The organism is Bdellovibrio svalbardensis (assembly GCF_029531655.1).
Classification (GTDB): Bacteria; Bdellovibrionota; Bdellovibrionia; order Bdellovibrionales; family Bdellovibrionaceae; genus Bdellovibrio; species Bdellovibrio svalbardensis.
This window is the reverse complement of record NZ_JANRMI010000002.1, coordinates 868,107-881,305: the sequence shown is the minus strand read 5'-3', so window position 1 is coordinate 881,305 and position 13,199 is coordinate 868,107. Positions and strand designations below refer to the sequence as shown.

Here is a 13,199-nt window from a genome sequence, read left to right as displayed (position 1 = left end):
TTCCAAGAAGAAGGAACGGATGAAAATTCAAAGTCTTTACTCCTCTGCGGTTATTATGTCTTTGATGTTGATGGGGTGCTCCACTTTAAACTCGACCATGAGCAATCTTGGAGAGTCGTGGAGTTCTCGCAATAACAAAAGAACTTTTGAAGTTAAGACGGCTTGGGTGCGTTCGACGACTGAAAAAGACAATCTGGGGTTCCGCAAAATCAATCGCATGACGCCAATTCTTGTAGGCAATTTAGTGATCCAAGGTAATGGCGTTGACGGTATAGCGGCTTATGAACGCGAGACGGGTGATCTAAAGTGGCGTCTTCCAGTTGTAAATGGTGTTGAACCAAGTGCTGCTCTTATTCGTGATCGTTTGTTCTTTGGTGCGAGTGATGGAAACTTCTACTCTATAGAGGCCAGCACAGGTCGTGTGCAATGGACCTTCCCAACTAAGATCGAGAATCTTTCTGAGCCATTGCTTGATGAAGGCGTGGTTTATTTCCTGTCCGGAAGCAATGTTTTCTATGCTTTGGATGCGGCAACTGGAAAGCAACTTTGGTTGTATTCACGCCAGGACACTTCACAATTCTCCATTCGTGGTGGCAGCAAAGCGGCACTTCGTAATGGGATTCTTTATGTAGGTTTCTCAGATGGGTCACTGGTTGCATTGAATGCGAAAAGCGGCAATGTGGTCTGGGAGCTTCAGTTGAATCGTAATAAGCGCTTCCGTGATATCGATGCCACTCCGGTTATTGATGGTGATCAGATCTATATCGCTGGTTATGACGACAAGCTTTACTGTGTTTCTGCGGAAAAAGGCGAGGTTGTTTGGAGAGTTGATGGCGGTGGATACAGCGGCGTCAGCATTTCAGGCGACAAACTTTTCTATCCGACAACTGGCGGTGAAGTTCTGGCTTTGCAAAAGGCGAATGGCGAAAAGCTGTGGTCTTACAAAGTGAAAGACGGCATTCCGACGCAGGTGAAAATCTTTAAAGGCATTATTGCCTTTGGGGAGTCTCAGGGACGGCTTCAGTTTTTAGATCTAAATACTGGAAAAGTCTTGGGTGAGATGGAACCTGGACGTGGGATTCTGTCTGCTCCTCAGGTTGATGAGAAAAACAATCGTGTGTATTTCATTTCAGGCGAGGCAAATCTTTACGCAATTGATGCTGCTTGGGTGAAAAAAGATTACTTTCAGGAGTAGATGATGAAGTTTGTTCTTTTGATGCTTTCAATGGGTTTTGTTTTGGGTGCTTGCTCTCATGCTAATTGTGGGGCGCAGAAACCGGAAAATAAAGCTGCCGCGGGTGGAGTTATGGTGGAAAAAAGCTCTTCTACAGACAAAGTGAAGGTCTATAAAGCTGACGGTTCTCTTCAGTGTGGCCAGGGCAAAAAGATCGACCTCGCTGAAATGCAAAAAGGTCTCAAATCTATCAAAGTCTATTCTAGCGAAAACAAAAACGATGGAATGATGCGCATTCAGCTTTGCGGAACTCCGACAGGTAATAGCAATGTCTATGAGATTGATCGCAAAGATCTGGAAGCTGCTTTGAAACTTGGCTTTAAAGAATGGACCGCAGAATAACGAGTCCAGATCACGTCTCTTTCTGAGACGTCGCCTTGGTTAACACCAGGGTAACAAATCACGCATAAAGGGCTTTCCCAGAATGAGAAAGTCCGTCTTTCTAGATACTTAGACTTGGTCCTTAAATTTGCATGGTAAGCACGTGAGGTGTTTGCTATGCGTAAGATCTATACTCTACTTATTGCGTTCCTGATTACCACCGGCGGGGGAGGAGTTCCCTACGCTCATGCTGAACTAACTGCAGCACATAAGGATCAACTGACGAAGTTGAACTATATGCTTTCTGTAGATCGTTTGGACTTCTATTCTGATGGTCTGGCTGACTATTTGATGGAGCACAATCAAGCAAAAGCGGCGGAAGCTATTCGTCAAATTCGCCCTGAAGAGTACGCGGCTCAGAACTATGTTATGCAAGATCTCAATAACACTGACAAGTGGAATGAGCTTATTCTCTCCATGTTACATAAGAAATTCCCTGAATTTAAAAATCTCACGCTTAAAGATATTGAGTGGAACTACAACTTCTTCCGAAAAAAACTAATGGAAGGCTTTAAGGCTGATGAAATTGCTTTGAAAAAAGAGGCTTCGATTTCAGATATCAGTTCTCATAAGGTTTCTTTTGCGAAACGTTCTATTCCCAATGTTGATGGTAAAGCGATCTTACTGGACTCTGAAAGATATATTTCAGAAAAAACGACTCGTGCGTTGTTCTGGGATGCGGCCGTTTCCGGTAAATCCATTGAGTTCCATATGGGAACTGAGCGTGATTTCCGCCAAAGAATTTCTCAAGAAGACCGTGAAGTGATCGCGGAAATCAAAACCCGTGCTGCCAATTACAATAAAATGTACCTCGTTCATGACCCACGTACGAATGAGTATTCTTATGCTATCACCCGCATTTCAGGTGATGACCGCGTAAAACACTTGATCGCACAGCTTAGAATCCTGAAATACGACTCTAAGGTGCCTTTAAAGAACGATTTCGTTCGCGTCTATGGTAATGCCAATCAAGTTCATCGCGATCAAGAGGCGCGTCTTTTAGAGCTATTTAAAACAGTACCTAAAGCCGATGTCGTCGTGATCGGACAGAAGTCTGCCATCTCGAATGTTATTACAATGGCTGGAATGATGGCACAAATGCAGCCAGATCTTAGATCTGAAGTTGTTGCCGACAAAACACAGATCTCAAAACTGGCTCAGACAGTTAAAGAATCAGGTTCTTACTTCTCTGTGACAACCAAGGCTTCTGTTGTGAAGTCTGAGTTCGAAAAAGTAACGAATCCACTGGCTGGAAACTATGAAGTCTATACTTCGGAACAACCGAGCCATGACATTTCCGATGTCCTACTAGAAACCAAAGACGGCAAAATCGTTCGCTGGAGATTTATCTCAAATATGTGGGGAGATGAAGTGGTGCCAGTCGCGCGCGCTCTTCGCAACTCTGGACATGAAAAAGTCGTTTATATCGGAACAGCGGGTGGTCTAGTAGGTAAAGGTTTGAAAGTCGGGGATGTGGTTTCTCCTTCTAAAACTTATACTCAAGCTGGCAAATTGTTTGATCTTGAAGCACCGACTTACGGAAAAGACTTTGTAAAAACCGGTATGACTTTGGGACAAGTGACCTCGCCATTTGATGAGACAAAAACTTGGTTCAACAAATGGAGCAACAAGATTGATCTTGTGGAGCTTGAAACTGGTTACCTCAAAGAAAATCTTGGCCCACGTGTAAGCTTCCAGCCTTATTTATTGGTGTCTGATGTGGTCGGCTCTGAACATGAATCCCTGGCAGTTGCTGCAAGTGATTCTGGAAAAAGAAAAAATGGTCAAATGAAGCTTCTTGAGAGCTTGTTCATGCAAAGCGGAATCAAAGCTCCGGTAGGCAATATGGACATGATCTCGGCTGAGTTGGCAGTGCAAAGAATGTATTATAAAATCGACGTTCTAAGGCCTTCTCGCGATATCACTTCGAAAGCTCAATTGACTCAATTGGCTTTGCGCAAAGGCTTGTCAACGGATGCGGAATTGGAAGCCTTGATTAAAGCGGAGCCAGCTTTTGATCGCCAGCTTTTGATGGATAAGCTTGAAAAGTTCTCTGGCGCCACGGATTTGTTAGCTCAGAAGATCAAGCAAGTTAACTTTGCCATTGTCGGCTCTGACGAGTTCATGAATGGCACCTGGAATGCGAAGAAAGCTTTATCGCTTAAATTGATGATCGGCACTATGACGGCTGCGGATGCTGAATCTGTGTATGCCAAAGAGCTTGCGCAAATTAAGCAAACGATGGGCAAGGACTTACAGATTGAAGTTGTAGACTTTGATGCTGAAAAGTCTCGCGGAGCTCTTCGCTTCAATGCCGGCAGTAAACGCGTGTTGGCTGCGCACTATGAAAACAAGATTCTAAAGAAATTGGGCCTAACTAAAGAGATCGACAAAAACGGCGGCGTACGCTTCCGTGAAATTACTGAGACTACTGGAGGTATGAGATGCGAAGCCGTAATGTTGTAAAAAGAACTATTCCATGTTTGGCAGTTGTTCTTGCTGTGACTATGCAAGGCAATATGGCTCATGCCGGCATCTTAGATGCAGCCAAAGCGATGGTTTCAGCGATTCTCAAAAAGAGTGCTGCGCCAACTCAGCAGACGACATCAACGTCGAAGTCTAACGCTCAAGCTGCAACTCATACTGCTCAGACCGCTACTGCGAACGCCGCAGCGGCCGTTCAGGTCGATGCCGGAGTCGTTGAGTCCGTTGAAGAGACGACTTGGAAGTCTCTTATGAAAATTCAGGATACTATTAACAATTACTATGTAAACGCCAATTCTGCTACAGATGATATCGGCAAGCTTCGCGGAGCTGCACAGGTAAAAATTGTTAAAGTCACCAATGTGAATAACGAACACCACAGTCGTATTATTCCGCAGTATACGGATAAAGATTTGGTTCTTACCGTGCAGGTTGATGATACGGCTTTAAAGAATCCAGAGCTTCTTGTTAAAGATATTTCTGTATTGATGACATTAACTCATCTTGCTCAAGTCTCTATGAATTCGATCCCTGGTGACTACGCCAAATCTTCTGCTCTAGGTAAATTGTTCGATTCTCCGCACTCATGGACTGAAGGTTATTTCAATGCGACTGAGGGGAGTCTTGTTTCTCAGGCGCGCATGAAGAATATCGAGATGGCCATCATGCAGTCGAATGTCCCTCAACAGGCTCTTCAAACATTAAGAAATGGTTCGCCGACGGCTCTTCCTAATGGGGAAGGACAAATTTCTGCAGATATCGTGAATATTGAAAAACAAGTGACAGAACTCAATCAAAAAGCGGAAAAATTCGCTCGCCAACAACAAAAGGCCTTGGATAAATGGAGATCTGAAACGGGCTCCTTGGACAAGCTTGAAGCTATGGAGTTGAAGCTTAATGATTTGATGTTGAAGAACGATCGCAAAGGTGTTCGCGATATGCTTGAGGCTTACTTGCCTTGGCAAATCATGGAGCCTACAGAATACAAAGCCTGGAAAACTTGGTTAGAAGCGATTGAGCATCCAGATCTTTCTAAAACCACGGTTGCTTTCCGTGGTCTTGACTATAAAACAGATAAGATCCAAAGAATGGAAACAATCAAAGGCGGGGAAGAGAAATTCGCCTTTATGTCGACGGTCTTGACTAAAAATCAAGGCAGTTACACTCGTCGCCTGCGTTCTTTAACGACAAATCGTGAAAAGAATGGAGATGAAGGTCAAAAAGTTTTTGGTGACAAGGCTATGGCTATTAAAATCACTGACCAAATGACGGCTCATGCTCGCGACCCGAAAGCTTCCAGCTTCTTGTCATTTACTTATAATCCATTTGTGGCAATGCGCTTCCTAGGGAGTGATGTCACTAAGACGATTAAAGGTGAACAAGTGACCGTTCCAAATGGTGGTTTGTTGGCTGTTCGCGTGGATTCTCGCCGAATGGTACCTAATGTCGTGTCGATGTATGCTAATGAGATTGAACTATTGGCTCCTTTGATAATCTTCCCGGATGAGGTTGTGGCTTATCATGAGGGTGACTTCAACAACTTCAAAGAGGGTAAAGATGGAAGCACTCGCGTGAAAGAGTTCATCGCTCAAATCAGCGCAAAGACCGGTACAGATTTTAGTGGCTGGGGCGTTTTTGAAAGTTCTGCTCCATTCAAAGAAAGATTTAAAAAAGATGGTCTGACTTTCTTTAGAGAGCTTTCTCAGCAATCTGTGAATGCGCCATTCTGCTCTAAAATTTTCTAGTCTTTTTATAAGCTAGGTTGTCAATGACACAGCCTAGCTTTCCTTATTGATAGACATCTGAAATGGACGCAAGCTATTTTACCAGAATCTCATGAGTTCAAAAAAATCACTTCTTATTTTAAGCTCCCTGATTGCTCTCTTTTTAGCCGCCATCGTCGGACTTAATTTGGCGGTAGATCCCTATTGCTTTCTATGCAAAGAGATTGATGCAAATCAGAAAACTCGAAATAGGCGTTATCAAATTGCGCAAATTATTTTAAGAAATCCTGATGCTGAACAAATAATCTTAGGTTCTTCGCGTGGTGAATCCACGTCGCCACATTGGCTCCAACAAGTGAGCGGTCTTAAAACTTTAAATCTTTCCTATCCTGCAGCTGGAATTGTGACTAAGACATCCTTCATTGATTTCGCCCTCAAGCATGCACAGATCAAAAAGGTAATTTGGTATGCAGATTACTTTGAGCTAACAAAGACCTTTGTTGACGGGGATGTTTACAAAACAAAAGCTCTACGTCCTTATATTCAGGATATCTTTTCAAGCTCAACTTTTGACCAAAGCTCTGAAATATTAAAATCTTTGATCGACTGGGATACAATCAGGGCCTCGTTCCGTGCATCTAGATATCATTTACCTCCTTCTTCTGATTTGGGAGAGGGCTCCGAGCTGGATTACACTGACTGTGCAAAGCCAGGTTTTACTTCCCAAGTAAGTCGGCGGGGCTTGAGCAATGAAATAGACATCCTATATGATCGTTATGTTCGAGGGATTATTAACAAGCCTCCTGCTAATGAAGCAAAAGAAGCTTTCAAAAATCTGGTGGCGAAACTACAAAATCAACACGTTGAGCTTGAGATCGTTATTTTGCCATACCATCCTCAATTCATTGCGCGCCTAAAAGTGGAGCATCCGGATATCTATACCAATCATATGGAATGGATCAGTTGGCTGGGGCAAATAAAGGGTCCCGGAGTACGAGTGGTTAACTTTTTTGAGGGAATTCCCCATGATGATCAATCATCCAAATTCTGGGTGGATGGCGTTCATTTTACCTGCAAAGGTGTGATTGAAATGATGGGAAGTCTTGATCAAAATCTGCCGAAATAAATGCTGGCTTGCTGGCCGTGTCATTGTCTATGGCCGAAGGCTAAATTGTAGACTCCCTTGGTGTCCTAATATATTTCTTAGGCATGCTATTTAACTCTTATATTTTTCTATTCGTATTTTTACCAATTACGTTGTTGGGATATTATTTTCTCAAGAAAAAGCTTCTGCAGCAGTGGTTCTTGTTCTTTTCGAGCGTCGCGTTCTATTGCTACTGGAGCACGACCTATGTGTTTCTTTTGTTTTTCACGGTGATTCTAGATTTCTATATCGCCAAGGCTATATATAACTCGAAAACTCAAGCGCAACGAAAAGGTCTTTTGCTGACTTCAGTGATCGCCAATCTTTCTATTTTGGGTTTCTTCAAATACTATAATTTCTTCGTCGATTCCGCGAACGGTCTAGTTCGTTTGTTGGGAGTAGGGGACGCAGCACTTCCCTCTTTGAATTTGATTCTTCCGATTGGTATCTCGTTCTACACCTTCCAATCCATGTGTTATGTGATCGACGTTTATCGTAGGACATCAGATGCCCACGCAAATCTTTTGTCTTTTGCCGGCTATGTGACGTTGTTCCCGCATCAAATTTCTGGCCCCTTGGTTCGTCATAATAAGATCGTTCCGCAGTTGGAATCAGAATCAACTTATGTGTTTCAACCTGATAACTTCTGGCGCGGTTGTTATTTCTTTATCTTCGGCCTGGCCAAGAAAATGATGATTGCGGATCTTATTGCGGCAGCCGTGGATCCATTGATTCACAATATGCCGGCAGCTTCAAACCTGGAAGCTCTTTTGGCTATGCTGGGATACACCTTCCAATTGTATTTCGATTTTAGCGGATATTCAGATATGGCTGTGGGCCTGGGTTTGATGATGAATATTCAATTCCCACAAAACTTTAATTCCCCATATAAATCTCTCTCTATCACAGAGTTCTGGCAACGTTGGCACATCAGTTTGTCCGCTTGGCTGAGAGATTATCTGTATATTTCTTTGGGCGGAAACAAGACGGGGAAGCTTAACACTTATAAGAACCTTTTGATCACAATGGCGGTCGGGGGCTTATGGCATGGAGCGAATTGGACTTACGTTGTTTGGGGTCTTTTCCATGGATTTGCGCTGGCGATCGAACGCTTTTTTAAGGATCGCGGCTGGAGTGTTGTTCGTGGCAAATACCTGAGCTGGATTTGGACTTTTGTTTTAATCAACATTGGCTGGGTTTTCTTCAGATCGCCTAATTTTCATATTGCATCGATTTGGCTGCAAAAAGCTTTCATGCTGAATTCAGATCGCACTTGGACTTTGTATCATATCGCTCTGAAACATAAGGATAGATTCTTTGTAGCTTTGGGAGTCGCTATTTTAGCTGGTTTCCTGGCGAAGAATACTTGGGAATTTAAGTTTAAACCCAGCTTCCGAAATGCACTTATTTTGGCTTTCCTGTTTGTGATTTGCTTAACTTATATGGGCGAAGAATCGCCGTTTTTGTATTTCCAATTTTAGGAGGTGTTGATTATGAATTCAAAAAAAACACTCCTTTTGGGAGCTTCAGCCATCATCGTGTTTGTGGGATTGATTGCTGGATTTAATTACTCTGTGGACCCTCTTTGTTATTACTGCAAAGAAATCGACGTTAATAAATCCTCGGTAAATCGCTATTATCAGGTGGCGCAAATGATCGTAAAGAATCCCGATGCGGAACAAGTTCTTTTAGGATCATCTCGTGGTGAAACAACTTCGCCTCTATGGATTCAATCCGTAAGCGGTCTAAAAACCTTGAATTTATCAGCCTCCGGCGCTGAAGTTATCACTAAAAAAGCCTTCCTAAATTTGGCACTGGAAAAAACCAAGCTTAAAAAGGTTATTTGGTACGCGGATTATTTTGAACTTATCACTTCAAATGCGGACGCTAAAATTAAGAACACCCAAGTCTTAAGAAAATATGCAGCCGATATGATAGCCAACGAAGGTTTTGCGGTAAAACTTCAAGAGATTCAGAAGTTGATTGATCACAATACCACAGAGGCTTCTTTTGCCGCCCTCAAACACTCACCCGCCTCAAGTCTAGGTCAAGGTGAGGGCAGTCAGGTGGATTATTCGGCCTGCGATCAGCCTGATTTTAAAGGCAAAGAAACCCCGGAATCCTTAAAGAATGAAATCGACCTGCTTTATCAGGCCTATGTGAATGGTTCGATCAAGCCACCACAAAATACTGAGGCCTTAAAACGCTTCGAAGCTACCATTAAGGATCTTCAGGCACGAAATATCGCGGTTTTAATTGTGATTCCGCCATATCATCCGGTGTTTATGAAGCGACTTGAAACGGAATATCCAGGTATTTACGAGGCTCATATCAAATGGATTCAAAACATTCAGAAACTTCAAGGTCCAGGGATCGAAGTTAAGAATTACTTTAACGGAATTCCTGAAGATAATGGATCTCCAAGCTATTGGAACGACGGAGTTCATTTCACATGTAAAAGTGTGATTCAGATGCTTCGAAAGACTTTGGTTGGCGGAGTTTAAACCCTCAAGACGATCTCAATGGGTTCATATATGCTTTAAAGCCTATATAATTGAGCCCACTCTAAAAGAACCCCACACTATCTGTTACATAATATAACTTATCAGAAGATTTTATATCCCGCTTTCCGCGTGTAGATTTTCATTAATTTGATCGATAGCGCTTGATGATCTTAAAAACTCAAGACCGTCGCTAAAGTCATATTGTTTTTATTCGGCGTAAATAATTGGATAGTTTCAGATCCTTCAACAAACTCGTCTGTTACGTAAAAAGTGACATTAACATTGGGATTGAAAACATAAGAGGCACCGGATTCAAACGCATGAATCACTTGTTGGTTGTACAGAAAGTTATCTGAGTTTGAATTCAGCTTATGTCCATAAGACGTATACATGGAAAAAGCATTCGTAAATCCATAAGTCACCAGTCCATATTGTCTAAAACTCAATCTAGCTTGGCGATTCGTTGTTTCATCATGACTCAAATAAAGACGTGGATTTAAAAGGTAGAGAAAATTCCACTTCCCTACCGTCCAAGGAACCTGGACATCAAGGCGAAGCATGCCATCTTGTTTTAATTCCTGGGCAACTTCCGAAGTTGGGAGATAATAACGAAGCCAAGTAACGATATCATCCGAGGCAAATATTTTTCCTCCGGTATGAGTTGCTCCAAACCACAAATTAGAAAGTCTCGTTCCGTTGAAGGCTTTGCCATTTTTAACTTCTTGCTGAACATTGTCGGCACGTTCAGTTTTGTCAGGAATTGAGTTCACATCAAAAGGAACAGCGACTTCCAAATATGAATTCGGAGTCACCTTGTAGGAAAATTTTGGTTCCGTGTAGGATGTTACTTTTGAATTGGAAGATCGATCTCGATACTCCCCCTCATTCATATAGATTTCATTGAGAACTTGGACTTTCCAATTCTTGGAAGCACCTGAGGAAAAGGTCGAAGTGTTTGGCAATTCGTGTCCATCGATAGCGGCGATATTGCGGGCTTGCTCATCCGTGATTATCACATCTGGAAGTTGAGAATCTGTTTTATCTTGAGCATAAGCGACCGTGCTTAAAGTCCCACCTATAATGGCGGAGATCAGCATTGCTGATATAGAACTCTTCATAAGCTCTCCTTCTATGGACTTAATGAGTATTGCAGATTCGATTAAATTTTATTTAAAAAAGATCGCATTATGCGAGACCATGACTAAAGTTGTATCAACTTGAAATTCAATAATCAGATATTTAGAGGGTCTCTCAGTTCGCAGCGCAATCAATATGAATGCTACCCACAACTGAGGAATTTAGAACATCCAGTGTTCAAAAACAATTTATGCTGGAACCTGTGAACCTAAGCCATTAGCATTTCAATGATGGAGGAGGAAGCATCTTAACTGCTTCTCCCCGCACCATTTTTCCTAGAGCATCAATGAGCCTCTGAACTTGCGCCAGAGTTTCTTGGTCAGTGATCTGACCGCTATCGCTCACCTTCGACTTAATCCCCGAAATAACCAGCTGACTTTCTTCGGTCATTTTCGACTCAATAATCAAAAGGGTTCCCAGCAGCGAAGCATGCGCTTTTTCTCCAGAAGTTGATGCCGTTATAAGAGCCACAGGTTTCTGCGAAAACTCCATGGATGAAACCGTCCAATCGATGGCATTTTTCAAAGTTCCAGGAACACCAATCGCATATTCAGGAGTGCAGATTAAGACACCATCGGCATCTTTAAGGAGTTGACGAAATTTGATGATTTGCTCCGGAGCATTTTCGCCGTCTAAATCCGGATTGAAATGAGGAAGATCTGTCAGTCCGTCGAAAAGGTTGACCGCAAATAACTCAGAACTGAGCTCAGCAATTGCTTTGATGAGATTCAAATTGGAGGAGCTTTTTCTGGTGCTGCCTGAAATCGCCAGGATCTTAAACTTATCGCTCATGTCTGTTAGCAGACACCAAAGAAATGGGCCAGTCATGAGAATTCAACATGATCCGGCCGCAGCATTTAGATGCCTTTTTTATAAATTTATTAAACTGGGATCTCGACAATCGAGCGAATTCCATTACGCGCTGTCATTGCATGCACAACCGCGCGAAGCCCCATGATTGTCTTTCCTTGTGCGCCGATCACCTGACCCAGGTTGTCTTTAGCGCAATTCACGCGATAAACCGTTGTCTTCGGGCCAACATAAGTTGTCACTGTGACACTGTCAGCTTCATCTACCAGGAAGCGAATGACCTTTTCAATGAGGACTCGGATTTCCTCACGATAGGCATCTTGATCGACATCAGAACCTTTTGGCTTGAGTTCAGGATTATAGGGTTTCAGTGGCTCGATATCAGTCATTTTTATAGCCCTCCATGATGAAATTCGCGGTCGTTCTGCGATCGAAGTTACAATGACCCCCTTGCAGTGGGACCCATTGGGATTTAAAACCATATTTTGCAGCAAGCTTACTAAACTTTTCAGCACCTTCTTGGAATCCAAAGTCATCCTGCATGCCTATAGAGTTATAAAACTCTGGCTTGCGACCATGATATCTTGATACCAGCTTCAAAGGATCGTGCTTGTCCCAGTCATTTTGGTTTATGAAAACCTTTTTTGAAATACTGAGCATCAACTTCACATTTTTAGGGTTGGCACCAGTTCTTTGAATATAAGCATCGATTTCGTCTTGAGAGGCAAAGGGGCCAACAGTTGTGATGGCAGGACATAACAGGGCCACTTTAGAAAAGAGGTTAGGAAGCTGAAGAGCGGCTTCAAGCGCGTTCAATCCCCCCATGGATTGACCAATCAACATTCTCCTCCCCTTACCTAGCCCACCGACTTTCTTCTCTAATAAAGGAACAATGATGTCTTTAAAATAGGGTAAAAGTGGAAACCGATGATTATTAACTAAGAGCCAAACTTCACCAAAGGAGATCGTTATTACCGTAGGATCGTAGCCTCGAAAATGCCACTTTCTTTCGACCATACCTGTGCCAAACTTTTGCGTGAACCAGCTCTGTTCGTCACCCATCAGTCCGTGAAAAAAGTAGACTATGTCTTTATTTTTGGTCCGATCCACATTGCGGATGCAGTAATTAAAACTGATGCCCAATTGAGTTTCAGTTCCGCAGTAGTAGTCCGATTGATAGCCTGAATTATTATGTTCTGTTTGCTGAGAGAGATCCCGATTGGCTTCCGCAAAAACCGCAGATGAAACCAACACCAAAAGAAGTGCGATCACTGACGTGATATGTTTCATCGGGAACCTCCTGTTGATCAAGGCTCCCGCGAGGTTCAGTGAAAATCAATTTGCAATATCGAAATCTTCGCGAACTCTGTCCTTAGACACAAGAACTTGCTCACCCGTTTTCAGGCATTTTAGATAATAGTGATTGTAGCCACGATTGGTGATCACAAAGCGATGTGGCATGATTGGCGAGATCTTTTTAGCCAACACCGCTCCAACATCCAACTTTTCATATTTGCCAAGAAGCTTTTGTGCGACCTGAGTGCGAACATAATGAAGCCATGAGGCTGTAGCAAGACAGGCTAATGCTGCCAAACCTGAAATGGCCCAGCTGACCTTATGATCCAAGAGCCACGTGAATGAGACCGGCGCTAAAACGGAAACCAATACGATTCCGCCGGTCAGCAGTCGTTCTTGTTTTTGATATTTTTTGAATTCTTCGGCAAAAGAGGACATGCTTTGAGTCCCTCACTACAGATTGAGACTCATATACAATCACGAAA

12 protein-coding genes are annotated in these 13,199 nt (G+C 42.9%); 7 read left to right on the top strand and 5 right to left on the bottom strand.

Annotated features, from left to right (window positions below; all coding sequences use genetic code 11):
• Positions 1 to 19: 19 nt before the first annotated feature.
• The 7 genes from NWE73_RS09410 to NWE73_RS09380 all read left to right on the top strand — a co-directional run bounded on the left by NWE73_RS09410 (position 20) and on the right by NWE73_RS09380 (position 9,471).
• Entirely contained in the window at positions 20 to 1,195 is a 1,176-nt protein-coding gene (locus tag NWE73_RS09410) for an outer membrane protein assembly factor BamB family protein (RefSeq protein WP_277578059.1), read from the top strand.
• Positions 1,196 to 1,198: 3 nt separating this feature from the next.
• Complete coding sequence (locus NWE73_RS09405; RefSeq protein WP_277578058.1) at positions 1,199 to 1,576, top strand: hypothetical protein; 378 nt, start codon at positions 1,199 to 1,201, stop codon at positions 1,574 to 1,576.
• A gap of 156 nt (positions 1,577 to 1,732) precedes the next feature.
• Complete coding sequence (locus NWE73_RS09400) at positions 1,733 to 4,081, top strand: hypothetical protein (RefSeq protein WP_277578057.1); 2,349 nt, start codon at positions 1,733 to 1,735, stop codon at positions 4,079 to 4,081.
• Positions 4,060 to 5,844 carry a hypothetical protein gene (locus NWE73_RS09395; RefSeq protein ID WP_277578056.1) on the top strand — a complete coding sequence of 595 codons (1,785 nt, stop codon included), beginning with the start codon at positions 4,060 to 4,062 and terminating at the stop codon, positions 5,842 to 5,844. The genes NWE73_RS09400 and NWE73_RS09395 overlap by 22 nt, the downstream gene beginning before the upstream one ends.
• Positions 5,845 to 5,935: 91 nt before the next feature.
• Positions 5,936 to 6,949 (top strand): hypothetical protein, encoded by a 1,014-nt coding sequence (locus tag NWE73_RS09390; RefSeq protein ID WP_277578055.1) that lies wholly within the window; start codon positions 5,936 to 5,938, stop codon positions 6,947 to 6,949.
• Positions 6,950 to 7,032: 83 nt separating this feature from the next.
• Positions 7,033 to 8,448: an MBOAT family O-acyltransferase gene (locus NWE73_RS09385; protein WP_277578054.1), complete on the top strand. Its 1,416-nt coding sequence runs from the start codon at positions 7,033 to 7,035 to the stop codon at positions 8,446 to 8,448.
• A gap of 12 nt (positions 8,449 to 8,460) precedes the next feature.
• Complete coding sequence (locus NWE73_RS09380) at positions 8,461 to 9,471, top strand: hypothetical protein (RefSeq protein WP_277578053.1); 1,011 nt, start codon at positions 8,461 to 8,463, stop codon at positions 9,469 to 9,471.
• 170 nt (positions 9,472 to 9,641) lie between these two features.
• Here the strand turns inward: NWE73_RS09380 and NWE73_RS09375 are convergent, their stop codons facing one another.
• The 5 genes from NWE73_RS09375 to NWE73_RS09355 all read right to left on the bottom strand — a co-directional run bounded on the left by NWE73_RS09375 (position 9,642) and on the right by NWE73_RS09355 (position 13,152).
• Complete coding sequence (locus NWE73_RS09375) at positions 9,642 to 10,589, bottom strand: hypothetical protein (RefSeq protein ID WP_277578052.1); 948 nt, start codon at positions 10,587 to 10,589, stop codon at positions 9,642 to 9,644.
• A 235-nt stretch (positions 10,590 to 10,824) separates the two neighbouring features.
• Complete coding sequence (locus tag NWE73_RS09370) at positions 10,825 to 11,400, bottom strand: NADPH-dependent FMN reductase (protein ID WP_277578051.1); 576 nt, start codon at positions 11,398 to 11,400, stop codon at positions 10,825 to 10,827.
• 89 nt (positions 11,401 to 11,489) lie between these two features.
• Positions 11,490 to 11,807 carry a KH domain-containing protein gene (locus NWE73_RS09365; RefSeq protein ID WP_277578050.1) on the bottom strand — a complete coding sequence of 106 codons (318 nt, stop codon included), beginning with the start codon at positions 11,805 to 11,807 and terminating at the stop codon, positions 11,490 to 11,492.
• Complete coding sequence (locus NWE73_RS09360; protein WP_277578049.1) at positions 11,800 to 12,708, bottom strand: alpha/beta hydrolase-fold protein; 909 nt, start codon at positions 12,706 to 12,708, stop codon at positions 11,800 to 11,802. Before NWE73_RS09360 ends, NWE73_RS09365 begins: the two co-directional genes overlap by 8 nt.
• Positions 12,709 to 12,753: 45 nt before the next feature.
• Positions 12,754 to 13,152, bottom strand: coding sequence for a hypothetical protein (locus NWE73_RS09355; protein WP_277578048.1), 399 nt, complete (start codon positions 13,150 to 13,152; stop codon positions 12,754 to 12,756).
• Positions 13,153 to 13,199: the final 47 nt, after the last annotated feature.